This is a genomic window from Stenotrophomonas sp. 3(2025) (assembly GCF_052665395.1).
On sequence record NZ_JBQOIF010000018.1, the window covers coordinates 38,017 to 61,997 of the forward strand.

The 23,981-nt window shown below is 67.8% G+C and carries 24 protein-coding genes and 1 tRNA gene; 18 read left to right on the forward strand and 7 right to left on the reverse strand.

What is annotated here, in order from left to right:
• Positions 1 to 6: 6 nt before the first annotated feature.
• The 3 genes from ACUXVE_RS14135 to amaB form a co-directional block, all read right to left on the reverse strand.
• Positions 7 to 297, reverse strand: coding sequence for a DUF4190 domain-containing protein (locus ACUXVE_RS14135; RefSeq protein ID WP_025874887.1), 291 nt, complete (start codon positions 295 to 297; stop codon positions 7 to 9).
• Between the two features lie 187 nt (positions 298 to 484).
• Positions 485 to 1,273, reverse strand: coding sequence for an SDR family NAD(P)-dependent oxidoreductase (locus ACUXVE_RS14140; RefSeq protein WP_445514635.1), 789 nt, complete (start codon positions 1,271 to 1,273; stop codon positions 485 to 487).
• Entirely contained in the window at positions 1,273 to 2,805 is a 1,533-nt protein-coding gene (amaB, locus tag ACUXVE_RS14145) for an L-piperidine-6-carboxylate dehydrogenase (RefSeq protein WP_445514636.1), read from the reverse strand. The genes ACUXVE_RS14140 and amaB overlap by 1 nt, the downstream gene beginning before the upstream one ends.
• Before the next feature lie 185 nt (positions 2,806 to 2,990).
• Between amaB and ACUXVE_RS14150 the strand changes: the two genes are divergently transcribed.
• A tRNA-Arg gene (locus ACUXVE_RS14150) sits at positions 2,991 to 3,067 on the forward strand.
• Positions 3,068 to 3,112: 45 nt separating this feature from the next.
• Positions 3,113 to 3,577: a GNAT family N-acetyltransferase gene (locus ACUXVE_RS14155; protein ID WP_445514637.1), complete on the forward strand. Its 465-nt coding sequence runs from the start codon at positions 3,113 to 3,115 to the stop codon at positions 3,575 to 3,577.
• 515 nt (positions 3,578 to 4,092) lie between these two features.
• Here ACUXVE_RS14155 and ACUXVE_RS14160 read toward each other — a convergent pair.
• Complete coding sequence (locus ACUXVE_RS14160) at positions 4,093 to 4,452, reverse strand: response regulator (protein ID WP_025874874.1); 360 nt, start codon at positions 4,450 to 4,452, stop codon at positions 4,093 to 4,095.
• Positions 4,449 to 5,603 carry a two-component system sensor histidine kinase NtrB gene (locus ACUXVE_RS14165; RefSeq protein ID WP_445514638.1) on the reverse strand — a complete coding sequence of 385 codons (1,155 nt, stop codon included), beginning with the start codon at positions 5,601 to 5,603 and terminating at the stop codon, positions 4,449 to 4,451. The genes ACUXVE_RS14160 and ACUXVE_RS14165 overlap by 4 nt, the downstream gene beginning before the upstream one ends.
• A 151-nt stretch (positions 5,604 to 5,754) precedes the next feature.
• Here ACUXVE_RS14165 and ACUXVE_RS14170 point away from each other — a divergent pair, with 151 nt between their 5' ends.
• The 5 genes from ACUXVE_RS14170 to ACUXVE_RS14190 all read left to right on the forward strand — a co-directional run bounded on the left by ACUXVE_RS14170 (position 5,755) and on the right by ACUXVE_RS14190 (position 11,890).
• Positions 5,755 to 8,847, forward strand: a complete 3,093-nt coding sequence (locus tag ACUXVE_RS14170) for a response regulator (protein WP_445514639.1) — start codon at positions 5,755 to 5,757, stop codon at positions 8,845 to 8,847.
• The gene (locus ACUXVE_RS14175) at positions 8,844 to 9,668 is read left to right on the forward strand and encodes a CheR family methyltransferase (RefSeq protein WP_093819712.1); all 825 of its coding nucleotides are present in this window, start codon (positions 8,844 to 8,846) and stop codon (positions 9,666 to 9,668) included. Before ACUXVE_RS14170 ends, ACUXVE_RS14175 begins: the two co-directional genes overlap by 4 nt.
• A complete protein-coding gene (locus ACUXVE_RS14180) occupies positions 9,668 to 10,243 on the forward strand; it encodes a chemotaxis protein CheB (protein WP_033830960.1) in 576 nt (191 codons plus the stop codon). Before ACUXVE_RS14175 ends, ACUXVE_RS14180 begins: the two co-directional genes overlap by 1 nt.
• The gene (locus tag ACUXVE_RS14185; protein ID WP_093819708.1) at positions 10,240 to 11,379 is read left to right on the forward strand and encodes a hybrid sensor histidine kinase/response regulator; all 1,140 of its coding nucleotides are present in this window, start codon (positions 10,240 to 10,242) and stop codon (positions 11,377 to 11,379) included. The genes ACUXVE_RS14180 and ACUXVE_RS14185 overlap by 4 nt, the downstream gene beginning before the upstream one ends.
• Positions 11,380 to 11,461: 82 nt before the next feature.
• Complete coding sequence (locus tag ACUXVE_RS14190) at positions 11,462 to 11,890, forward strand: BLUF domain-containing protein (RefSeq protein WP_445514640.1); 429 nt, start codon at positions 11,462 to 11,464, stop codon at positions 11,888 to 11,890.
• 3 nt (positions 11,891 to 11,893) lie between these two features.
• On the opposite strand, the gene ACUXVE_RS14195 is transcribed toward ACUXVE_RS14190, so the two are convergent.
• Positions 11,894 to 12,211 carry an ArsR/SmtB family transcription factor gene (locus ACUXVE_RS14195; RefSeq protein WP_093819705.1) on the reverse strand — a complete coding sequence of 106 codons (318 nt, stop codon included), beginning with the start codon at positions 12,209 to 12,211 and terminating at the stop codon, positions 11,894 to 11,896.
• Positions 12,212 to 12,298: 87 nt separating this feature from the next.
• On the opposite strand from ACUXVE_RS14195, the gene ACUXVE_RS14200 reads away from it, so the two are divergent.
• The 9 genes from ACUXVE_RS14200 (at position 12,299) to thrC (ending at position 21,237) form a co-directional block, all read left to right on the forward strand.
• Complete coding sequence (locus ACUXVE_RS14200) at positions 12,299 to 12,736, forward strand: YeeE/YedE family protein (protein ID WP_093819703.1); 438 nt, start codon at positions 12,299 to 12,301, stop codon at positions 12,734 to 12,736.
• Positions 12,733 to 13,146 (forward strand): DUF6691 family protein, encoded by a 414-nt coding sequence (locus ACUXVE_RS14205; RefSeq protein ID WP_093819701.1) that lies wholly within the window; start codon positions 12,733 to 12,735, stop codon positions 13,144 to 13,146. Before ACUXVE_RS14200 ends, ACUXVE_RS14205 begins: the two co-directional genes overlap by 4 nt.
• A gap of 63 nt (positions 13,147 to 13,209) precedes the next feature.
• Positions 13,210 to 14,262 carry a linear amide C-N hydrolase gene (locus ACUXVE_RS14210; RefSeq protein WP_445514641.1) on the forward strand — a complete coding sequence of 351 codons (1,053 nt, stop codon included), beginning with the start codon at positions 13,210 to 13,212 and terminating at the stop codon, positions 14,260 to 14,262.
• 141 nt (positions 14,263 to 14,403) lie between these two features.
• Complete coding sequence (locus ACUXVE_RS14215; protein WP_445514642.1) at positions 14,404 to 15,123, forward strand: helix-turn-helix domain-containing protein; 720 nt, start codon at positions 14,404 to 14,406, stop codon at positions 15,121 to 15,123.
• A 67-nt stretch (positions 15,124 to 15,190) separates the two neighbouring features.
• Entirely contained in the window at positions 15,191 to 16,141 is a 951-nt protein-coding gene (locus ACUXVE_RS14220) for a DMT family transporter (protein ID WP_445514643.1), read from the forward strand.
• Between the two features lie 138 nt (positions 16,142 to 16,279).
• Positions 16,280 to 16,417, forward strand: a complete 138-nt coding sequence (locus ACUXVE_RS14225) for a hypothetical protein (protein ID WP_164745120.1) — start codon at positions 16,280 to 16,282, stop codon at positions 16,415 to 16,417.
• 85 nt (positions 16,418 to 16,502) lie between these two features.
• Positions 16,503 to 19,007, forward strand: coding sequence for a bifunctional aspartate kinase/homoserine dehydrogenase I (gene thrA / locus ACUXVE_RS14230; RefSeq protein WP_093819693.1), 2,505 nt, complete (start codon positions 16,503 to 16,505; stop codon positions 19,005 to 19,007).
• A complete protein-coding gene (locus tag ACUXVE_RS14235; protein ID WP_222389798.1) occupies positions 19,004 to 19,918 on the forward strand; it encodes a homoserine kinase in 915 nt (304 codons plus the stop codon). The genes thrA and ACUXVE_RS14235 overlap by 4 nt, the downstream gene beginning before the upstream one ends.
• 29 nt (positions 19,919 to 19,947) lie before the next feature.
• Positions 19,948 to 21,237, forward strand: a complete 1,290-nt coding sequence (gene thrC / locus ACUXVE_RS14240) for a threonine synthase (RefSeq protein ID WP_445514644.1) — start codon at positions 19,948 to 19,950, stop codon at positions 21,235 to 21,237.
• A 102-nt stretch (positions 21,238 to 21,339) separates the two neighbouring features.
• Here thrC and ACUXVE_RS14245 read toward each other — a convergent pair whose 3' ends face one another.
• The gene (locus tag ACUXVE_RS14245; RefSeq protein ID WP_093819687.1) at positions 21,340 to 22,092 is read right to left on the reverse strand and encodes a Crp/Fnr family transcriptional regulator; all 753 of its coding nucleotides are present in this window, start codon (positions 22,090 to 22,092) and stop codon (positions 21,340 to 21,342) included.
• 139 nt (positions 22,093 to 22,231) lie between these two features.
• Between ACUXVE_RS14245 and hisS the strand changes: the two genes are divergently transcribed.
• Both hisS and ACUXVE_RS14255 read left to right on the forward strand, forming a co-directional pair.
• A complete protein-coding gene (gene hisS, locus ACUXVE_RS14250) occupies positions 22,232 to 23,629 on the forward strand; it encodes a histidine--tRNA ligase (protein WP_025874842.1) in 1,398 nt (465 codons plus the stop codon).
• Between the two features lie 23 nt (positions 23,630 to 23,652).
• Complete coding sequence (locus ACUXVE_RS14255) at positions 23,653 to 23,922, forward strand: hypothetical protein (RefSeq protein ID WP_445514645.1); 270 nt, start codon at positions 23,653 to 23,655, stop codon at positions 23,920 to 23,922.
• Positions 23,923 to 23,981: the final 59 nt, after the last annotated feature.

The following is a 23,981-nucleotide window of genomic DNA, read 5'->3' on the forward strand; positions in this document are numbered from 1 at the left end:
GTGCTTTCACCAGCGCAGTCCAGGTTTGGCGTCGGCGCCGGCGGCCACCATCGCGAAGATCAGGATGGCCACCAGGCCCACCGCAGCGAGGATGTTGAGCCAACCCATGATCAACCCGGCCAGGGCCATGCCATCGCCGTCCTGTTCGCCGGCGCGGCGGCGGATCTCGGCGCGGGCCAGGTGCCCGGTGATGATGGCAACAAGGGCGGCGACACCCGGCAGCACGGTCCAGCTGCAGATGCCCGCGATCAGGCTGACCACGGCCAGGGCGTTGCTCTGTCGGGGTGGCACGCTCATCGAGTCCTCCGTGGCAGTGCCGACATGATAGTGCGTCTGCCCCGGCAATCCCATGGTCCGGCCAATGCAAGGCTGCCAGGCAAGGTAGGCAGCCATCGGAGCCGAGCGCGGGGTGGCTTTGGCAGGCGTCGACCTTGGTCGACGAATGCGGCGCCAACCGAGGTTGGCCGCTACCGAGGGATCGGCGCTAGCCCATCAGCACCTGGCCGCCATCGACATTGAGCACGTGGCCGGTGATCCAGCGCGCCAGCGGCGAACACAGGAACAGCGCGGCATCGGCGATCTCGCGCGGCTGCCCGAAGCGGCCGAACGGAATCTTCGCCAGGGTGCCGTGGTACAGGGCGGGATCTTCGACACGACGTCGATCCCAGAGGCCATCGGCAAATTCGATCGAGCCCGGTGCGATGGCGTTGACCCGGATCCGGTCCGGTGCCAGCGCCAGGGCCTGCGACGTCGTGTAGTGCGACAGCGCGGCCTTGGCCGCCGCATACGGTGCGCCGCCGGGACGCGGTTGCTGCGCGGCGATCGAGGACAGGTTGAGGATGCAGGCGTCGGACGAGGCGCGCAGCCACGGCAGCGCAAGGCGCGAGGCGCGGACTGCCGCCATCAGGTCGATCTGCAGGCTGGCCGCCCAGCCGTCTTCGTCATCGGCCATGCCGTAGCCGGTGGCGTTGTTGACCAGCACATCGATGCCGCCGAGCGCGTCGGCAGCGGCGTGCAGCCAGGCGCCGATGCGGCCGAGGTCGCCCAGATCGGTGGCGAAGGTGTGCAGCTGCGTGCCCTGGGCCTGCGCATCGGCCTGCAGAGCCTCCAGCCCCGCCTGCCCGCGGGCGCAGGCCGAGACCTGCGCACCGGCGCGGGCGAAGGCCAGCGCCAGTTCGCGGCCGATGCCCTTGCTGCCACCGGCGATCAGCACCCGGCGGCCGGTGAAATCGATCACCGGCCGGCCGTCGCGCAGGGAGGCGCTCTCCGCCATCACAGGTCGAACTTGATGCCCTGGGCCAGCGGCAGCGAATCCGAATAGTTGATGGTGTTGGTCTGGCGGCGCATGTAGACCTTCCATGCATCCGAACCGGACTCGCGACCACCGCCGGTGTCCTTCTCGCCACCGAAGGCGCCACCGATTTCCGCGCCCGAGGTGCCGATGTTGACGTTGGCGATGCCGCAGTCCGAACCGGCCGCCGACAGGAAGCGCTCGGCGGTCTTCAGGTTGGTGGTGAAGATCGACGAGGACAGGCCCTGCGGCACGCCGTTCTGCATGTCGATGGCTTCCTCCAGCGTGCTGTACTTCATCACGTACAGGATCGGCGCGAAGGTCTCGTGCTGCACCACTTCATCGCTGTTCTTCAGGCCGGTGACGATGGCCGGCAGCACGAAGTTGCCGGGGCGGTCGATGCGCGTGCCGCCGGTTTCGATGGTGCCGCCGCTGGCCTTGGCCTTTTCGATGGAGGCCAGGAACTGCTGCACGGCACCGTCGCTGTTGAGCGGTCCCATCAGGTTGGCCGGGTCGGTCGGATCGCCGATCTTGCCTTCCACCTGCTTGTACGCCTTGACCAGCGTGGCCAGCACGTCGTCATGGATGGATTCGTGCACGATCAGGCGGCGGGTGGTGGTGCAGCGCTGGCCGGCGGTGCCGACCGCACCGAACACGATGCCGGGAATGGCCAGCTTCAGGTCGGCGGTTTCGTCGAGGATGATCGCGTTGTTGCCGCCCAGTTCCAGCAGGCAGCGGCCAAGGCGGTGGGCGACCTTCTCGGCGACCGTGCGGCCGACCTGGGTCGAGCCGGTGAAGCTGATCAGCGGCACGCGCTTGTCGGCCACCATCTTTTCCGACAGCGCGGTGCCGGCGTCGTTGATCAGGAAGAACAGGTCCGGGAAACCGGCATCGCGCAGCGCTTCATTGCAGATGCGCATCGAGGCGATGGCGGTCAGCGGCGTCTTGTTGGATGGCTTCCACAGGCAGATGTCGCCGCAGATCGTGGCCAGGAACGAGTTCCATGCCCACACCGCCACCGGGAAGTTGAACGCGCTGATGATGCCGACCAGGCCGAGCGGCTGGTACTGCTCGTACATGCGGTGGCCGGGGCGTTCGGAATGCATGGTGTAGCCGTACAGCATGCGGCTCTGGCCCACGGCGAAGTCGGCGATGTCGATCATCTCCTGCACTTCACCGTCGCCTTCAGGCTTGCTCTTGCCCATTTCCAGCGCAACCAGCGAACCCAGCGCATCCTTGTGCTTGCGCAGCGCTTCGCCGCACAGGCGCACGGCTTCACCGCGACGCGGAGCCGGCGTGGTGCGCCAGACCTTGAAGGCTTCCTGGGCGCGCGCGATGACGGTTTCGTACTCGGCTTCGGTGGTGGCGCGGACCTGCGCGATCGGCTCGCCCGTGGTCGGATTGATCGGGGTGATCAGTTCACCACCGGTAGCGCTCGACCACTCCCCGTTGCCCAGGTAGGTGCCAGCGTTGATCGCGTCCAGACCAAGGGACTTGAGCAGCTCGGAAGACATGCAGACTCCTGTGTTTCGTTACGTTGTGTTTGGCGCCGTCGCGGGCAGGTGGGGGCGCGACGAACTGAGCCGCCGATGGTAGCAGAGCGTCCGGATTGGCCATGGTGCGCCGCGCCAGTGGTAGTGGCGTGGCAGATGAATGCTTGGAGGGCAGGGTGCGTTGCCTGTAAACTTGGCGGCTGCATGGCCCCGTAGCTCAGCTGGATAGAGCGTCCCCCTCCTAAGGGGAAGGTCGCCCGTTCGAATCGGGCCGGGGTCACCATCCACGTCGGGCGCATCGACGCGCGCCCGCAACAGCGCCGGCGCCATGGATTACGTCCTGCAGCCTGTCCAGCCTTCGCACTTTGCCGTTGTTGCCGGCTGGCTCGACTCACCTGGGGCGACCCTGCGCTGGGCAGGTCCCGGTGTTCCCTTTCCCTTGCCTGCCGAAGCCTTCGACGCTGCATTGGCGTTGCCTTCCCGTCCAGGCTGGACGCTGCAGGATGCAGACGGCACCTGCCTGGGCTTCGGCCAGTATTGGCAGACAACACCTGGCAACACGCACCTTGGGCGCATCATCGTGTCGCCGCAGGCGCGTGGCCGTGGCCTTGGCCGGGTGTTGATGACGGCACTGTGCGCCGAAGCCGTTCGCCGCACCGCATCGGTGCAGCTGACGTTGAAGGTCTATAGGGACAATCAGGCGGCCGTGGCGCTGTACCGCGACCTCGGCTTCGTCGCCAGCGAAGACGCCTGCACGCCTGAGCTGCTGTTCATGGCCCGCCGTACAGCCTGAGCGGGAAAGGGCAGGGCTCTGCACTCCCGCTGCACATCCTGTGCACGCGCTGCTGCAAGCGGACTCGGCAGTCTGGTGCCGTCCCCATCGGTTGCCAAGGAGCGCCCCCATGAACACCCCCGGCACCCCCAAGCCTTCCTGGCGCCAGCGCAACGTGCTGTTGACCGTCGCCGCCGTGCTGCTGGCGATCGTGCTGATCCTGCTTTTCGTGCCCTGGTAGAAGTGCGGTGGCCGCCAGGCGCGACGCGATTTCCTTCTCCCTTCCATCGTCTCCGGTAGCCCGATGGTCCGGCGGCTTTCCTGTGCGCGTCCACCAGCCGTCTCGCGCCGGCTCCGACAATGCGTGACGAATTGCCGGAGGAAAGGACGGTCCGGCTGCCGGTACCCCCACCGCGGCTGGTACCTGAACCTGGTGGGTCGCTATTGAGGACCGGGCAACGCCAGGCCATGCCTGGCGGGCCCACAGGGGTCGATACCCGGTAGTGCCAGGCCATGCCTGGCAAGGCGGCGGCGACTCACGCCTGCCTGAGCAGCTCCACCAGCTGCCGCAGGCGGTAAGGCTTGGGCAGGAATTCCACCTGCTCGGGCAGCGGCGGCAACTGCGAGCGCGCGTAGCCGGAGGAAAGGATCATCCGCGCCTGCGGCTGGTCGCGTGCCACGTGCTCGCTCAGCTCGATGCCCGACATGCCGTTGGGCATGCTGATGTCACTGAACACCACGTCGAAACGCGTATCGCCCTGCAGCAGCGCGACCGCTTCCTGCGCATCGGCCGTGGTAGCCACGTCGATGCCGAAGTCGCGCAGGGCCAGGCCGATCATTTCGCGCAGATCGGTCTGGTCCTCCACCATCAGTACGCGGATCGGATCATCGGTCATGGGTTGGGTTCCTCTGTGGCGGGTAGCAGCAGGCTGACCGTGGTGCCAACACCGGGCGTGGTGGACACGTCTACGAAGCCGCCGCTCTGGGTGGTGAATCCGAACACCTGGCTCAGGCCCAGGCCGCTGCCCTTGCCGATGTCCTTGGTGGTGAAGAAAGGTTCGGTCGCGCGCTCGGCGATGTCCGGGGCCATGCCGTGGCCCTCATCGCAGACGCTCAACGTTACATAGGTCCGTTGCCGGGATGTATCGGCGTCGGGGTCCATGCGGTGCTCCAGCGCGGTGGCGATCAATACCCGGCCGCTACCCACCGTGGCGTCGGCAGCGTTGCCGACCAGGTTGGCGAGCGCGGTCTGCAGCTGCACGGTATCGCTGAGTATCGCAGGCAACCCGCCGGCCAGTGCGGTTTCCAGGGTGACGCCGGCAGGGCAGGCGGCCTGCAGTGCCGGCAGCCACTCGCGGATGCGCGCATTGATGTCCAGCGTTTCGCGGATGAGGGTCTGCCCGGTGCTGAAGGCCAGCAGCTGGCGGGTCAGCAGCGCGCCACGATCGCTGGCCGCCTGCGCGGTGGTCAGCAGGGCGTTGGCACGCTCGTCATCGCCCATTCGCGCGGACAGCAGGTCCAGCGCATTGACGATGGTGGTCAGCAGGTTGTTGAACTCATGGGCAAGGCCGCGGCTGAGCTGGCCGACCGTCTCGAACTGCTGGGTCTGGCGCAGCGCCCGCTGCGCATCGCGCAGCAGCCGTTGCGCCTGCCACTGTTCGGTGATGTCACGGGTGATCTTGACGAAGCCCACCAGCTCGCCGCTCTCGACCACCGACTCGATGACCACGCTGGCACGGAACGGAGACCCATCCCGGCGCACCCGCCAACCCTCGGCGGCATGTTGCCCGCATTCCGCAGCCAGCCGCAGCAGGCGCTGCGGCTCTCCAGCATCGCGATCGACCGGCAGGTAGAAGCGGCCGAAGTGGGTGCCGATGACTTCTTCCGACCGATAGCCCTTGATGCGTTCGGCGCCGGGGTTCCAGCTGCAGACGATGCCATCGGGATCGAGCAGGTACAGCGCATGGTCGCGCACGCTGTCGATCAGCAATCGCAGCTGTCGGGTAGGGTCCGTCAACACGGACGGCGTCGAAGCGGCAGCGACCACGATGAAATGCGTATTACCTCTGTCAGGCACGAGAACGTAGGCAGTGCAGTGTGAAGAGGGCGTGCATGCGACGCCTGTGCCATTGGTCGTATGCGGCTGAATGCGACAAGGAGTAACATCAGTCCCCTTTTCCAAACTGGAACCGACCTGCATGCGTCCTGGTGCGACTACGCGTGACCGCTGGATCTGGATGACGTCGGCGGTGCTGCTGGCCGTTACGGCCGCGCTGGAACTGGTGGTACCCCTGGGCTACGCGGTGTGGCTGGCCTATTTCATGGCCATCGGCGTCACTGTGTTCCAGCGCAGTGCCCGCGTGCCGTTCGTAGTGGCCGTCAGCGCCTGCGTGCTGCTGGCGGTGGGCTACAACGTGGCGCCGGCCAGCAACAATTCATCCTTCTCGTTCGTCAACCGGTCGATCGGTGGCGCGGCTTTCCTGATGATCGCACTCATCGCCTCGCGCGCCATCCAGGCGCGGCGCGAGGCGATGCGTGCGCTGTGGCTGCAGGAGGCGGAGAACGCGGTGGCGCTCAGCCTGCGCGGTGAGCTCGGGCCGGAACAGATCGCCGAAGCGGCGGTGTCGACGCTGGCGACCCAACTGGGTGCCGATGTCGGTGCGCTCTACCGGCTGGAAGGCGGACGCCTGCAGCTGACCGGTGGGCTGGCGTTGCCGAACGGCATCCCGGCCACGTTGGGCCTGCAGGAAGGGGTGGCAGGCCAGGTGGCCCGCGACCAGCGGGCGCGGCATCTGCAGGGGGACGAAGCGGCGCCGCTGGAGCTGCAGACCAGCCTCGGGCGCGTACCCGTGCGTGAACGGATCCTCGCCCCGGTCAGCAGCGACGGCGCGATCGTGGGCGTGCTCGAGCTGGGCCGGGCAGCTGTCGGTGAGCAGCGCGCGCTGGATGACGAGCTGCTGCTGCGCTGCGCCGAGACCATCGGCATGGCCCTGCGCACCTCGATGCTGCGCGCACAACTGGTGGTGCTGCTGGAAGAGTCGCAGCGCCAGGGCGAAGAACTGCAGGCACAGCAGGAAGAACTGCGGGTTGCCAACGAGGAACTGGAAGAGCAGAGCCGCAGCCTGATGCAGTCGCAGACGCATCTGGAACAGCAGCAGGCCGAGCTGGAACAGAGCAATGTGCAGCTGGAAGAACGCACCCACGAGCTGGAGGCGCAGAAGCAGGCGCTGCTGGTCGCGCAGGGGCAGCTGGTGCGCAACAGCAATGAACTGGCCGCTACCTCGCGCTACAAGTCCGAGTTCCTGGCCAACATGTCGCACGAGCTGCGCACCCCGCTGAACAGTTCGCTGATCCTGGCCAAGCTGCTGGCCGACAACAAGGACGGCTCGCTCAGCGAGGAGCAGGTCAAGTACGCCCGCGCCATCCTGTCGTCGAACAATGACCTGCTGGCGCTCATCAACGACATCCTGGACCTGTCGCGCATCGAAGCCGGGCACGTCGAACTGGCCGACGAAGTGGTGGTGGTCGACAGCGTACTGCAGCGGCTGCGCGAAACCTTCGAGCCGATGGCGCGGCAGAAGGGCCTGACGCTGCAGATCGAGGCCGATGGCCTGGCCCCCAGCCAACTGGTGGCCGACAGCCAGCGCCTGCAGCAGATCCTGAAGAACCTGTTGGCCAATGCGGTCAAGTTCACCGAGCACGGCAAGGTGAGCCTGCATGTCCGCAACGGCGGCAATGGCCGGATCCGATTCGAAGTGGCCGACAGCGGCATCGGCATTGCACGCGACCAGCTGCAGCTGATTTTCGAAGCGTTCCGCCAGGCCGATGGCAGCACCCGCCGCCGTTACGGTGGCACTGGCCTGGGCCTGTCGATTTCGCGCGACCTTGCGGTGCGCATGGGCGGCGACATCCAGGTGGACAGCGAGCCGGGCCGTGGCAGCTGTTTCATTCTCGAACTGCCGCTGCAGGGGGCGCCGGCGGATGAGAACGCCGCGGATGCCGTTGTGCCCGTGCAGCCGGCCACTGCCGCGACGGTAGTACCGGCTCCGCCTGCCCAGCGGTCCAGTGCCGCGCCGGTGGCAGCGGTGGCCGACGACCGTGGGCGGCGCAGCCATGCGGGGCGCTTGATCCTGGCCGTGGAGGACGATGCGGTCTTCGCCGAAGCCCTGGTGACGCTGGCGCACGAGCTTGATTTCGACTGCGTGGTGGCCACCACCGCCGAAGAGGCGCTGGCGCTGGCGGCGGACCTGCGTCCCAACGGCATCCTGCTGGACATCGGCCTGCCCGACGTCTCGGGCCTGACCGTGCTCGAGCGGCTCAAGCGCAACCCCGACACCCGGCACATTCCGGTGCATGTGGTCTCGGGCATGGACCGCGGCCAGGTGGCACGCGAACTGGGCGCGATCGGCTTTGCGATCAAGCCGACCACGCGCGAGCGCCTGGTGGCTGCCATCGAACAGCTTGAACAGACCAGCCAGCGCGACGTACGGCGCCTGCTGATCGTGGAGGACGACAACGATCTGCGCCGCAACCTGGAACTGCTGCTGGGCCGCGATCAGCTGCAGATCGCCGCTGTCGGTACGCTGGCCGCAGCGGTGGAGCAGCTGAGCACGGTCACCTTCGACTGCATGGTGATGGACCTGTCGCTGCCCGACGGCAGTGGCTACGACCTGCTCGAGCACATGGCAGGCAACGACGATGTCGGCTTCCCGCCGGTCATCGTCTATACAGGCCGTGCCCTCAGCCGCGAAGAAGAGCAGCGCCTGCGCCGCTACTCCAAGAGCATCATCATCAAGGGCGCGCGCTCGCCCGAGCGCCTGCTCGACGAGGTGACGCTGTTCCTGCACAGCGTGGAGGCCAACCTGCCCAGCGACCAGCAGCGCCTGCTGCGCGAAGCGCGCCGCCGCGACACCGTGCTCGATGGACGCACCGTACTGCTGGCCGAGGACGACGTGCGCAACATCTTCGCGTTGTCCAGTGTGCTCGAGCCGCTGGGAGTGACGCTGGAGATCGCCCGCAACGGCCAGGAGGCCGTCGACCGCCTGGCCCAGCGCGAGGTGGACCTGGTGCTGATGGACATCATGATGCCGGAGAAGGACGGCCTGCAGGCGATGCGCGAGATCCGCGCGCAGCGCCACCTGCAGGACCTGCCGATCATCGCGCTGACCGCCAAGGCCATGCCCGATGACCGTGAGCGCTGCCTGCAGGCCGGTGCCAACGACTACATCGCCAAGCCCATCGACGTGGACAAGCTGGTATCGCTGTGCCGGGTCTGGTGCTCGCGGCAATGAACGAGCAGGCGCTGTTCGACCTGGAGCTGAAGGTGCTGCTGGAAGCGCTGTACCAGCGCTACCACTACGACTTCCGCAGCTATGCGGTGTCCTCGCTGCGCCGTCGCGTCAGCCAGGCCATGCAGCGCTACGAGTGCGAGCGCCTGTCGGACCTGCAGCATCGGCTGCTGCACGAGCCGGAACTGTTCGCCCAGGCGATGCAGTTCTTCACCGTGCAGGTCTCGGAGATGTTCCGTGACCCGGAGTATTTCCGGCAGATGCGCGAACAGGTGGTACCGGTGCTGCGCACCTACCCCTCGGTGAAGCTGTGGGTGGCCGGCTGCAGTACCGGCGAGGAAGTGTGGTCGCTGGCAATCCTGCTGCACGAGGAAGGCCTGCTTGAGCGCAGCATCGTCTACGCCACCGACATCAACCCCGCTGCACTGGCCTCGGCCGAAGCCGGCGCCTATGGCATCGACCGCCTGGCCCAGTTCAGCCGCAATTATCTTGCCGCCGGCGGCACCGCGTCGCTGTCGGACTATTACAGCACCGCCTACGACGGCGCGGTCTTCGACCGCCAGCTGCGCCGCAACGTGGTGTTTGCCGACCACAGCCTGGCCACCGACACGGTGTTTTCGGAAGTGCACCTGGTCTCGTGCCGCAACGTGCTGATCTATTTCAACCGCGACCTGCAGGATCGGGCGGTGGGGCTGTTCCGCGAAGCCCTGGTGCATCGCGGCTTCCTCGGCCTGGGCAGCAAGGAGTCGCTGCAGTTCGGTCGCCATCACGATGCCTTCGAAGCCTGTTCGCGGGAGCACCGCCTGTACCGGAAGGTGGCCTGATGGCGGCGATGTCCCACCCTGACGTGGTGGTGATCGGCGCATCGGCCGGTGGCGTGGCCGCCCTGCAGATCGTGCTGGGTGCGTTGCCGGCCACGCTGCCGGTGCCGGTGCTGGTGGTGCTGCACCTGCCGCGCGACCGTTCCAGCCGCATCGCCGAGGTGCTGGCGCCGTACTGCACGTTGGCCCTGCGCGAAGCGGAGGACAAGCAGCCCCTGCAGGCCGGAACGGTGACGTTCGCGCCGCCGGACTACCACCTGCTGGTGGAGGACACGCAGGCCATCGCACTGTCGATGGACGAACCAGTGCTGTTCTCGCGGCCGGCCATCGATCCGCTGTTCGAATCGGCCGCGGCCGCGTTCGGCACGGGTGTGCTGGCGATCCTGCTGACCGGTGCCAGCAGCGATGGCAGCGATGGCGTGGCCGCCGTGCGCGCCGCTGGCGGCCAGGCCTGGTTGCAATGCCCCGAGGAGGCCGAGGCATCGATGATGCCGGCCTCTGCCCTGCAGCATGCCGGCGCCGACGCCGTGCTGCCCCTTGAACTGATGTGCCGCCGCCTGAAGGAGTTGTTTGCATGAACCTGCTGCCGCCGGACCCTGCCCAGTCGCAGGCGCCGGTCAACCTGCTGATCGTCGATGACGTGCCGCAGAACCTGGTGGCCATGCAGGCGCTGCTGCGCCGCGAGGGCGTCAACCTGTTGCTGGCGGACTCTGGCGCGCAGGCGCTGGAGCTGCTGCTGGAGCATGAGGTGGCGCTGGCGCTGCTGGACGTGCACATGCCGGAGATCGACGGTTTCATGCTGGCCGAGCTGATGCGTGGCTCGCAGCGCAGCCGTGATGTGCCGATCATCTTCCTGACCGCCTCGCCGGATGATCCGCTGCGGGTGTTCAAGGGCTACGAGACCGGCGCGGTGGATTTCCTGCACAAGCCGGTCGCACCGCAGGTGATCCTCAGCAAGGTCAATGTGTTCATCGAGCTCTACCAGCAGCGGCAGTTGCTGAAGGCGCGCAACGAAGCGCTGGAGCGCGCGTTGAAGCTCAATGAGACCATGGCCGCGGTGCTCACCCACGACCTGCGCACGCCGCTGTCGGCCATCCTGCTGTGTGCCGACAAGTTGTCGCTGGAACTGCCGGACGACAATGCCGGTGCGCAGCAGACACTGAGCTACCTGGAAGCCAGCACGCTGCGGATGGCACGCATGGTCGAGCAGCTGCTGGACTTCTCGCGGATCCGCAGCGGTGGCCTGCGCCTGCAGAGCAGCGTCTGTGACCTGGCCGAGGTGACGCGTGCGGTGCTGGTCGAGGCCGGTGCCGGCCATCGAAGCGATCGGATCGCGCTGGACGTCCGTGGCGATTCGAGCCTGCAGGGCGACATGGATCGCCTTGGGCAGATCGTCGCCAACCTGGTCGGCAACGCACTCACCCACGGCGCTGACGCGACGGTGCAGGTGCAGGTCGATGGTGGCGATGCGCGGGTGGTCGCGCTGCGCGTGCGCAACACCGGCCATGTCGATGAGGCATTGCTGCCGCGCCTGTTCGAACCCTTCAAGGCCAGCTTCCACCAGAGCAACGGGCTAGGGCTGGGGCTGTACATCGTGGACCAGTTCGTGCGTGCCCATGGTGGCCAGTTGAGCGCGCGCAACGAAGCAGGGCACGTGGTGTTGGAGGCGCTGCTGCCTCGTCGTTCCGATTTGCGCAGTCCGGCGGTTTCCTGAATTCTTCAGCTGGCGCGTGAGCGAACTGAGACGGGCTCGTCCGCAACTGGTACCGTGGCACCACTCTTGCAAAGGAAGCCCCATGCCACTGCGTGCCATCGCCTATGTCAGCCAGGCCAAGCCGGATCTGTCTGCCGCACGTCTGCAGACCCTGGTCGATGACGCCGCGCGCTTCAACAAGATGGCAGGGGTGACGGGCGTGCTGCTGCATGACGGCGAGCGCTTCCTGCAGTACATCGAAGGCCCGCCGGATGGCATCGATTCGGTCTATGAGCGCATCCTGCAGGCCGGCAGCCACGTCGACATCGTCGAGCTGGCGCGTGGCCGGCTGGGCCAGCGCCAGTTTCCGTACTGGGCAATGCGCGGGCTGCCGGTCGATGCCGCGCTGCTGCGCAAGCTCTCCGCAGGCGACTGGTCGGGATTCGCCCGCTCGGTGAACGGTGACAGCGTCGTGCTTACGGCGGTGGATCTGTTGGCCGAGGTCGTGCGGCCGGTGCTCAGCGCGGGCTGACCGCTAGCGCTGCGGCGCGCAGTACGCTGCGTGCAGTGCCTGCAGCACCCCCAGCGCCGGACCCTCCAGCAGCCGATAGTGCAGTGACTGTGCCTGCCGCCGCGTTGCCACTACATCCAGATTGCGCAGCACGGCCAAGTGCTGTGACAGCGCCGACGCGCTCAGGCCCGTCAGGGCCTGCAGTTCCGGCACCGGTGCTTCACCCTCCACCAGACGACACAACACGCGCAGTCGCGCCGGGTGTGCCAGCGATTTCAGCAGCGCAGCCGCCTGCGCGGCATGCGCGGCCATCGCGGCACTGTCGGTGCTGATGTGGGGCATGGCTTGACCCGGTAGTTCAGAAGGATCTAATTTAGATTAATCTAAATTGAAGGGCAAGCCGATGCGCGTGACGCAGAGGGGCAGGGCATGAACCTGCCATGGGCGGCAATGGCGGGCGGCGGCCTGATCGGTGCCTCGGCGGTGATGCTGCTGGCCACGCTCGGTCGGGTGGCGGGCATCAGCGGTATCGCTGCCGGCGCCGCGGCCGCACCGCGTGGGGATCGTGGTTGGCGCTGGGCCTTCCTGTTCGGATTGATGTTGGCGGCGGCAGCGGTGCTGAGCTGGCAGGCGGGTGCAGGACAACCACCGCGCGCCTTGCTGCGTGACGCGTTGCCGGCCTGGCAGTTGATCGGCGCCGGCGTCCTGGTGGGCCTGGGTACGCGGCTGGGCAACGGCTGCACCAGCGGCCACGGTGTCTGTGGCCTCGCCCGTGGATCGCGGCGATCGCTGGTGGCGGTGCTGGTATTCATGGCCTGCGCGATGCTCACCACGTTCCTGCTACGTCACGGCGGAGGCCTGGCATGAGCCGCAGGTTGTGGGCGGCAGGTGTGGCCGGCGGCCTGTTCGGTGCCGGCCTCGCGCTGGCCGGCATGACCGACCCGCGTCGCGTGCTGGGGTTCCTTGATGTGGCTGGCGACTTCGATCCCACGCTGGCCTGGGTGCTGGCGTCGGCGCTGCTGGTCAGCGCACTGGGTCACTTCTGGCTGCGGCGGCGGCAGCGGCCATGCTGCGCCGAACGTTTCGAGCTGCCGACGACGCAGGCTGTCGACACGCGGTTGCTGCTGGGCGCGGCGCTGTTCGGCATCGGCTGGGGCTGGGTCGGCTATTGCCCGGGGCCGGCGCTGGCCGCGTTGGCGGTGGGCGCGCGCGAAGCCCTGTGGTTCGTGCCAGCAATGGCCGCCGGTTTCTGGCTGCATGATCGCTGGCTGCGCTGAGGTTTCACGTCCGTCTCACCATCGCGGGGTTGAGATCATCCTTCCCGGGGAACGGAGGACGATATGGCACGGATGAAATGGAAAGGCGGCGCGTTGCTGGCGGCGGCACTGGCGACGACGGCAACGCCGACGATGGCGTGCACGCGCGCGGTGTATCTGGGCGACAACGGCGATGTCATCACCGCCCGCTCGATGGACTGGAAAGTGGACGTGGCCACCAATCTCTACGTGTTGCCGCGAGGCATCGCGCGCACCGGAAAGGCGGGGCCGGGGTCGATCGCCTGGACTGCACGCTACGGCAGCGTGGTGGCCACCGGCTATGACATTTCCACCACCGATGGCATGAACGAGAAGGGCCTGGTCGCCAACCTGCTGTGGCTGGTCGAGTCGGAGTACCCGGCCCAGCGCAGCGGAAAGCCCGGCCTGTCCATCTCATTGTGGGCGCAGTATGTTCTGGACAATTTCGCCACGGTGGAAGAAGCGGTGACCGCCCTGCAGCGCGAGCCGTACGCGATCGTCACCGACAAGGTGCCGGGCGAGGACCGCCAGGCGACGCTGCATCTGTCGCTGTCCGACGCCACCGGTGACAGCGCGATCGTCGAGTACATCGGCGGGCGCCAGGTGATCCACCACGATCGGCGCTACCAGGTGATGACCAATTCGCCGATCTTCGACCAGCAGTTGGCGTTGAACAGCTACTGGCAGCAGATCGGTGGCACGGTGATGCTGCCGGGCACCAACCGTTCGGCCGACCGCTTCGCGCGCGCGTCGTTCTACATCAACGCGATTCCGAAAGCGGAAGATCCGGTGGAGGCGCTGGCCAGTGTGTTCAGCGTGATCCGCAACGTGTCGGTACCATTCGGCATCACCACGCCGGGCGAGCCCAACATCTCGTCCACCCGCTGGCGCACGGTCGCCGACCACAAGCGGCGCCTGTATTTCTTCGAGTCGGCACTGACGCCCAACACCTTCTGGGTCGACCTGACCAAGGTCGATTTCGGCGGCAAGGTGCTCAAGCTTGATCTCGGTCGTGACCAGCGCAATACGTTTGCCGGGGATGCGCTGCAGCACTTCGTGCCCAGCGCGCCCTTCACCTTCCTGGGCGTGGAGGGGTAGCGCGAGGCCGCATCCTGCGCGTGGGTCCGGTACACCGCCAGCACGTCGTGGCCGCGCTGGGCAATGCGCGGCGTGCTGGCACGAAGGTCGCCGGTGCCCGGCATCGTTGCGGGCCGGCAGTGGCACGCGCACACTGGACAAATGGGCGCCATCTTCCATCTACGGCACTACGGTCAGGCCACCGGCCTGGATCGACACGGCTATGCGCAGTGGGTGCTGCCGCTGCAGGGTGAGCTGCAGTTCGAGATGGAGGGCAGGGGCGGCCGTCTTGACCTGCTGCAGGGCGCATTCGTGGCCGCCGGCGAGGCGCACGACCAGATGGCCGAGGGTCCCAACGGTTTCGTGATTGTCGACTGCGGGCCGGGCGTGCTCGATGACGCGACCCAGGAGCACCTGCGCCGGCAGCGCTGGCTGCATCTCCCGCTGTCGCTGCGGCAGCGGCTTGCCCAGGTGCAGACGGGCCGGCCTGTGCCAGCGCTGTTGCCGGAACTGCTGCGGGTCTTCGCGCCTGCCGGTAGTGGTGCGCGCCTGCAGGGCCTGTGCGCTGCGGTCGAGGCGATGCCGGGGCAGGCGTGGTCGGTAGCGCGCATGGCTGCCTTTGTCGGCATCAGCGAAAGCCGCCTGCATGCGGTGTTCCGGCGTGAGTTCGGGCTCAGCCCGCAGGCCTGGCTCAGTGCCAGCCGCCTGCGCTGGGCCAAGCACCAGTTGCGGGTCAGCCCGGCATCGATCAGCGATATCGCACTGGCCGCAGGGTATTCCGAGCAGAGTGCAATGACCCGTGCGCTGCGCCGCGAGTGCGGGCAGACGCCGGCGGCATGGCGGCGGCGTCTGCCCGACGCTGCGGAAGCGAACCGCCAGTAGCCTCGGTCAAGACCGGCCGGCAAGGGGCCGCTTACACTGCGCGGTCCGTTCTTGCTGTGAACCTGCAATGCGCAACAACCCGATTGCCCTGGGCATCGCCAATGGCATCGCCGCCGGTGCGCTGTGGGGCGTGGTCTTCCTCGCGCCCGCCGTGTTGGGCACGTTCAATGCCCTGCAGCTTTCCGCCGGCCGCTACTTGATCTATGGCCTGATCGCCGTGGTCCTGCTGCTGCCGCGCTGGAAGCGGCTGGCGCCGAAGCTCGGTCGCGCCGAGTGGATCGGCCTGTTGTGGCTGAGCCTGGCCGGCAACCTGGTGTACTTCCTGCTGTTGGCCACGGCGGTGCAGTGGGCCGGTGGCGCCGCTGCTTCGTTGATTGTCGGCCTGATTCCGGTCGTGGTCACCCTGGTGGGCGTGCGCGAGCAGGGTGCGGTGCCGTTGAAGCAGCTGCTGCCGGCGCTGGCGCTGTGCGTGCTCGGTGTGGCGATGGTCGGCTGGGAGGCGCTGATGTCCGAGCATATGGGTACGCCCTGGCGGCAACGCCTGATCGGCCTGCTGTGCGCGTTCGGTGCGTTGTTCTCGTGGGCGCTGTACTCCATCGGCAACAGCCGCTGGCTGTCGCGGCGGCCCGACCTTTCCAGCCACGACTGGTCACTGCTGACCGGCGTCACCACCGGCGGGTTGTCGCTGCTGCTGGTGCCGATGGCGTTCAGTGGACACAACCAGGCGCATACGGCGGCGCAATGGGGTGGGTTCTGGGCCATCAGCGCCGGCGTGGCGGTGGTCGCCTCGATCCTCGGCAATGCGTTCTGGAACCGGGCCAGTCGCCTGCTGCCGCTGACCCTGACCGGGCAGATGATCGTGTTCGAGACCCTGTTCGCACTGCTGTACGCCTTCGCCTGGCAGCGGCGCTGGCCCAGCCTGCTGGAACTGCTGGCGATCGTGCTGCTGGTGGGCGGGGTGCTGTTGTGCGCGCATGCGCATCGCACACCGCGCGCAATAACCGAACATGTCGGCTGAATCGACGCACTGAGGGCGACGATCACCTTTTGGTCTCAGTTGCAACCAAATGCCGGCACGTTGGCCGATGATCGCCGCAAGGAAATATTGCGCCGCAACACTTGACAGCGACCATCGCGGCGGTGTTTTCTGTACGCCATGGTCCTTGATGCCGCCAACGCCCGCCTGATCGCCCCCGCTACCGCGGGCCGTTCGACTGCGCCGGTCGCCATCACCACCACCATTACCACCACCACCGTCACCACTGCCCTGGTGCGGCCCGTCGTCTTCGTGTAACTCCCGAAAACAACGGCCCCGCACCATCCAGGTGACGGGGAAACTCGACCACCTGCATGCGACGGGGCCTCCAACCGAGGTCTGCATGTCTTCCATCGCCCCCGCCCATTCGCCTGCCGCGTCCGCACTGGCCGCGCCGTCCACTGTCGTGCACAAGTTCGGCGGCACCTCGGTGGCCGACGCCGAGCGCTATCGCCATGTCGCCGGCCTGCTGCTGGCCCGCCCCGAGTCGTTGCAGGTCAGCGTGGTCTCGGCCATGAAGGGGGTTACCGATGCGCTGATCGAACTGGCACACCTGGCAGCCCAGGGCGATGCCGGCTGGCAGGAGGCGTGGCATGCGCTGCGCGCGCGGCATCGGGGTGCCGCGGTAGCGCTGCTGGGTGAGCAGGTGGGCGATACCGTGGACTGGATCGATGCACGCTTCGACCAGTTGGCCGAGGTGCTGGCCGCGCTGGCGGTGATCGGCGAGCTGCCACGCGAAGTGCTCGACCGCGTGCAGGGCCTGGGCGAAGTGTTCTCCGCACAGTTGCTTGGCACCCACCTGCGCGCGCTGGGCGAGGACTGCGCGGTGCTGGATGCACGCGATGTGCTGGTGGTCGGCCACGGCGAACTGGGCGTGGATGTCGACTGGGATGCCAGTGCGGAGCGCCTTGCCGCGTGGCGGCTGCAGCACCCGCAGCCGCGCGTGGTCGCCACCGGTTTCGTCGCCCGCGATCGCCAGGACCGCGTCACCACGCTGGGCCGCAACGGCAGTGACTACTCCGGCGCGATCTTCGCCGCCCTGTTCGCCGCCGATGAGCTGCATATCTGGACCGACGTCGACGGCGTGCTGTCGGCCGACCCGCGGCTGGTGCCGGAGGCCGTGCAACTGCACGCGCTGAGCTACGACGAGGCCTGCGAACTGGCCTATTTCGGGGCGAAAGTGGTGCATCCGCAGACGATGTCACCGGCGATCCGGCTGGGCCTGCCGATCTTCATCCGCAATACCTTCCAGCCCAGCCATCCGGGTACGCGGATCAGCGCCGAGCGCTCGCCACGTGGCCCGGTGAAAGGGCTGACGCTGAGCACGGATCTGGCCCTGCTGAACCTGGAAGGCACCGGCCTGATCGGTGTGCCGGGTACCGCCGAACGGGTGTTCGCCGCGCTGCGCCAGGCACAGGTCTCGGTGGTGATGATTTCGCAGGGCTCTTCCGAACATTCGATCTGCTGTGTTGTCCGCGCAGGCGAAGCGGCGCGCGGTCGCGATGCCGTGGTGCAGGCGTTCTCGCACGAACTGGCTGCCGGCCAGGTGCAGCGGGTGCAGGTCAGCGAGGGCGTCAGCGTGCTGGCCGCTGTGGGCGATGGCATGGCGGGCCAGCCGGGTGTGGCCGCACGGCTGTTCGAATCGCTGGGCCGGGCGCAGGTGAACATCCTGGCGATCGCGCAGGGGTCTTCCGAACGCAACATCTCGGTGGCGGTGGCAAGCGCCGATGCGACCCGCGCGCTGCGTGCCGCGCATGCCGGGTTCTGGCTGTCGCCGCAGACGTTCGCGGTGGGGGTGATCGGTCCGGGCAATGTTGGCGCTGCGTTGCTGGATCAGCTGCTGGCGGCGCGCCCGCAGCTGTTGGCCAAGGCCAATGTCGATCTGCGCCTGCGCGCGCTTGCATCCCGCTCGCGCATGCGCCTGGAGGCCGATGGCCTGCATGAAGACTGGCGCCAGGCGCTGCAGGACGCCGGCCAGGCCAGCGATCTGGACCACTTCACCGAGCACCTGCTGGCCGCGCATCTGCCGCACGCGGTGGTGATCGACTGCAGTGGCAGCGCCGAGGTCGCCGAGCGCTATGAAGGCTGGCTGGCCGCCGGCATTCATGTGGTGACCCCGAACAAGCAGGCCGGCGCCGGTCCGCTGGCACGCTACCAGCGCATCCGCGCGGCGGCGGCGGCCAGTGGTGCGCGCTTCCGCTACGAAGCCACGGTGGGTGCCGGCCTGCCGGTGATCACCACGCTGCGTGATCTGGTGGATACCGGAGACGAAGTGCTGGCGATCGAAGGCATCTTCTCCGGCACGCTGGCCTGGCTGTTCAATCGTTTTGACGGCAGCCAGCCGTTCTCGGCACTGGTCGCGCAGGCACGCTCGATGGGCTACACCGAGCCGGATCCGCGCGACGATCTGTCCGGCGTGGATGTTGCGCGCAAGCTGGTGATCCTGGCCCGCGAGGCCGGTCACGCGCTCAGCCTGGAGCAGGTGCAGGTGGAGAGCCTGGTGCCGGCGTTGCTGCGCGAAGGAAGCGTGGACGATTTCATGGCCCGCCTGGGTGCCTCCGATGAGGCGCTGCTGGCGCGGCTGCACGATGCCCGCCAGCGCGGTGCGGTGCTGCGCTATGTCGCGCGGCTGGGGCCGGATGGCGCGTCGGTCGGGCTGCAGGAGCTGCCGGCCGACCACGCGTTCGCCAACCTGCGGCTGACCGACAACGTGGTGCAGTTCCGTACCCGCCGCTACTGCGACAACCCGCTGGTGGTGCAGGGCCCGGGCGCGGGCCCGGAAGTCACCGCGGCCGGCGTGTTCGCCGATCTGCTGCGGGTGGCGGCCGGCGAAGGAGCGCGGCTGTGATCGCACGCGCTTTCGCACCCGCATCTGTGGCCAACGTGGCGGTCGGCTTCGACATCCTCGGCCACGCCATCGCCGGTATCGGCGATACGGTGAGCGTGCGCCGCATCGACGAACCATTGGTGCGGATCGATACGATCCGTGGCAGTGCGGTCGAACTGCCGCTGGATGCGCCAGGCAATACAGCAGGGGCCGCGCTGATCGCACTGCGTGCAGCGCTGGGGCTGGGCTTCGGTTTTGCCATCGAGATCGACAAGGGCATTCCGTTCGGCTCCGGCATGGGCGGATCGGCGGCCTCCTGCGTGGCAGCGCTGGTGGCAGCCAATGCACTGCTGGACATGCCGCTGTCGCGCGAAGCGCTGTATCCGTTCGCACTGGATGGCGAAGCCGTGGCCAGCGGTGGCCGCCATGGTGACAACGTCGGCCCGCTGCTGCTGGGCGGCGTGGCGCTGTGCACGGCTGATCGCCTGGTGCCGATTCCGGTACCGGCCAGCTGGCACAGCCTGCTGGTGCATCCGCATGCGGTGCTGGAGACCCGGCGGGCACGACAGGCGCTGCAGGGCAGCTATGCGCTGGGCGAATTCGTCGCCCAGAGTTCCAACCTGGCGCTGGTGTTGAGCGGTTGCCATCGCAGCGATGCCTCGCTGGTGCGCGCCGGCCTGCGCGATGTGCTGGTGGAACCGCGGCGGGCGGGCCTGATCGGGGGCTTCGACGCGGCACGCGATGCTGCACTGGCCGCCGGCGCAATGGGCGCGGGCATTTCCGGCGCCGGGCCCAGCGTCTTTGCCTGGTTTGAAGATGCCGACCAGGCGCGCGCGGCAGCGCAGCCGGTGCGTGCGGCGTTTGCCGCTGCCGGCTTCGACAGTGATGCCTGGATCTCGCCGCTGGATGCACCCGGAGCCTGCTTGTGCTGAATCCTTCCTCCCTACCGGATATCGACCTCATGCAATTCGTTTCGACCCGCGGCCAGTCGCCGGCCGTTGGACTCAGTGCGGCCATCGCCGCCGGCCTTGCCCCCGATGGCGGCCTGTACGTACCGGAGGTGCTGCCGGCGCCGCGCGCCCTGCAGGCTGGCGTCAGCCTGGCCGATACCGCCGCTGACCTGCTCGCACCTTTCTTCGAAGGTGATGTGCTGGCCGAGGCCTTGCCATCGATCTGCCGTGAAGCCTTCGATTTCCCCGTGCCATTGCGCGCGCTGCGCAACAGCGGTGACCATGTGCTGGAGCTGTTCCATGGGCCGACGGCGGCGTTCAAGGACATCGGCGCGCGTTTCCTTGCCGGTACGCTGTCGCGGCTGCAGACGGGCAGGGACCGCGATCTGACCATCGTCGTGGCGACTTCCGGTGACACCGGCGCAGCCGTAGCGGCGGCCTTCCATCGGCAGCCCGGTGTACGCGTGGTGGTGCTGTATCCCGATGGGCGGGTGTCGCCGCGACAGGCGCACCAGCTCGGCTGCTTTGGCGACAACATCCAGGCGCTGCGGGTGGCCGGTTCGTTCGACGATTGCCAGGCGATGGTGAAGCAGGCGCTGGCGGACCGCGATCTGCAGGCACAGGTGCCGCTGAGCTCCGCCAACAGCATCAGCCTGGGCCGGTTGCTGCCGCAGATGAGCTATTACGCGCACGCGGCGTTGGGCCTCCATGCGCAGCATCAGCGGCGCTTGAACCTGGTGGTGCCGACCGGCAACCTCGGCAATGCGATGGCGGCGGTGCTGGCGCGCGCGCTTGGCGTGCCGATCGGGCAGATCGTGCTGGCCACCAACGCCAACGCGGTGCTGCCGCGCTATTTCAGTGGCGACCCGTACCAGCCAGCGGCCAGCGTTGCGACCGTGGCCAACGCCATGGATGTCGGCGCGCCCAGCAACTTCGAGCGGCTGCGCTGGCTGTACCAGGGCGACGATGCCGAACTGCGGGCGGCGTTCCGCGCCTTCGCAGTGGATGACGTGACCATCCGCGCGACCATCGCCAGCGCCCATGCCAGCGACGGTGAACTGTTCTGCCCGCACACGGCCACGGCGGTGAAGGTGCTGCAGGATCTGCGCGCCGGTGGCGCCAAGGGCGACTGGGCGGTGGTTGCCACCGCGCACCCGGCCAAGTTCGAGGCGGTGGTGGAACCGTTGATCGGCGAAGGCGTGGCGGTGCCGCCGGCCTTGGATGCATTGCTGCAGCGTCCGGCGCACGCCGAGCCAGTGGCGGCGGACTACGCGGCATTGCGTGAGGTGTTGTTGCGTTGATGGAGGCGCCTGCGTGGTTGCCGGCCAGCGGCCGGCACTACCAGAAGCACGCATCACGGGTAGTGCCGGCCGCTGGCCGGCAATCCGACACCAATCGGGCGCTCAGCCCAGCACGTCACCGGCCAGCGTGCGCAGGCCATCCTCGTCGAGGATCTCAACCACGTTCAGATGGGGCAGGGCGATCAACCCCTGCTGGCGCAGCTTGGTGAAGGTGCGGCTGACCGTCTCCATCGTCAGGCCCAGATGATCGGCGATGTCGCCGCGGCCCATCGGCAGGGAGACGCGCAGGCCATCTCCGCCCAGCTTGGCCTCGCGCGCGGCCAGGCGAAGCAGGAAATCAGCGAGTTTTTCCGCCGGTTGCAGGCGTGCCAGCGCCAGCGCGGCATCCTGTGCGGCGTCCAGCTCCTGGCAGGCGCGCTGCAGCAGCTTGCGCTCCAGGTGCGGATAGCGGGCGCGCAGGCCCTTCATCTGCGGCAGGGCAACGCGGCACACGCGGCTGTCGGCGATGGCCTCGATGTCGTAGCGATGGTGGTCGCTGCCGCTCAGGCCCAGGTAATCGCCAGGCAGCACGAAGCCATTGATCTGGCGACGGCCATCGGCAAGCGTGCGCACCAGCCGCAGCGCGCCACCGGTCAATGTATAGACATGCTGGCGCTCTTCGCCGCTGCGGGCGAGAGTGCTGCCCATCGCCAGCTGCTGCGACACGGTCACCTGTTCCAGCGCCTGCACCTCATCGGGCGACAGCGCAGAGCACACCGCCAGGTGGCGTACCGAGCAGTGCAGGCAGTCCAGCGTGGCGCAGGACGGCGCGGCGGGGTCGTTGGTGGCGGGCGGAGCGCCGGAAGGCCGGGACATGTTGCGTGGGCGTATCGCGGGCGGGGGAGGGCTTTATGATACTTCAAGCGGCCGTTGGACCCCTTATCTGCGGCTGAGCGATGCGGGGCGCTAGAATGTCGCCCCCTCCCACGTCCCCGATTCCGCAGGAGCTCCGCCCGTGATCAAGCCCCGTACCCCGCCCGGCACCCTTGAACTGCTGCCGCGCGAGCAGATTGCGTTCCAGCGCATGCTGGACGTCATCCGCCGCAACTACGAGCGCTTCGGGTTCCTGCCGGTGGAGACGCCAGTGTTCGAGCTGTCCGATGTGCTGCTGACCAAGTCCGGCGGCGAAACCGAGCGCCAGGTGTATTTCGTGCAGTCCACCGGCGCGCTGGCCAACGCCGCTGAATCCGGTGATCGTTCGCTGCCGGAGATGGCGCTGCGCTTCGACCTGACCGTGCCGCTGGCGCGTTACGTGGCCGAACACGAACACGAGCTGACCTTCCCGTTCCGCCGTTACCAGATGCAGCGCGTGTACCGCGGCGAGCGCGCCCAGCGCGGCCGCTTCCGCGAGTTCTACCAGTGCGACATCGACGTGATCGGCAAGGACAGCCTGAGCGTGCGTTACGACGCCGAAGTGCTGGCGGTCATCCATGCGGTGTTCGCCGAACTGCGCATCGGTGACTTCAGCATCCAGTTGAACAACCGCAAGCTGCTGCGCGGCTTCTTCGAAAGCCTGGGCGTGGCCGAGGGCGAACGCCAGCTGGCAGTGCTGCGCGAAGTGGACAAGCTGGACAAGCGTGGCCCCGACTACGTGCGCGAGACGCTGGTGGGCGAGGGCTTCGGCATTCCGGCCGAACAGGTCGAGAAGATCCTGGCCTTCGTCGCCGTGCGTTCGCAGGGTCATGCCGATGCGCTGGCACAGCTGGCAGCGCTGGAAGACGGTGCGGGTTCCTCGGAGATCCTGCGTGCCGGCGTGGCCGAGCTGCGCGAAGTACTGCAGCTGGTGCAGGCACTGGGCGTGCCGGAAAGCGCGTACTGCCTGAACTTCTCCATTGCACGTGGCCTGGATTACTACACCGGCACGGTGTACGAGACCACGCTGACCGACCACCCGCAGATCGGGTCGATCTGTTCCGGTGGCCGTTATGAAGACCTGGCCAGCCACTACAGCAAGTCCAAGCTGCCGGGCGTGGGCATTTCCATCGGCCTGTCGCGCCTGTTCTGGCAGCTGCGCGAAGCTGGCCTGATCGAGGGCATCGAGGCCAGCAGCGTGCAAGCGCTGGTGGCGCTGATGGACGAGCAGGGCATGCCGCAGTCGCTGGACATCGCCCGCCGCCTGCGCGCCGGCGGCATCAACACCGAAGTGCAGATGGAGCCGAAGAAGATCGGCAAGCAGTTCCAGTACGCGGCCAAGGCCGGTATCCGTTTCGTGGTGCTGGCTGGCGAAGACGAGCTGGCGCGCGGCGTGGTGGCGGTGAAGGACCTGCTGCGCGAGCAGCAGTTCGAAGTCTCCCGTGATGAACTGGCCAGCACCCTGCAGGTGGAACTGGAGCAGTCGCGGGTCATGCCGTGACGCGTGCCGCCGCAGGGGCGCTGATGCTGCTCCTGCTGGCGGGCTGCCAGAGCGATCCGGCGTTGCGCATTACCCGGATCGGCCCTGCGTATTACCAGCTGGTGGCTGATCGCTGCCATGTGATGGATCGAGCGCAGCTTGAGCAGGACCTGCAGGCGCTTGCCGAGCGGGCGTGCCCGGGCCGGGCAGGAGCGCTGCAGAACCTGCAGTCCCATCCCAGCCGGCAGGGCAGCCTGTTCGGTGAATGCCTGCGGCGCGGCGCGCTGCAGGCAGAGGTCCGCTGCCTGCCCTGATCGAAGCCCTGGCCATTGCCGCATCCGAACGCCCACCGCACGGTGGGCGTTTTCGTTTC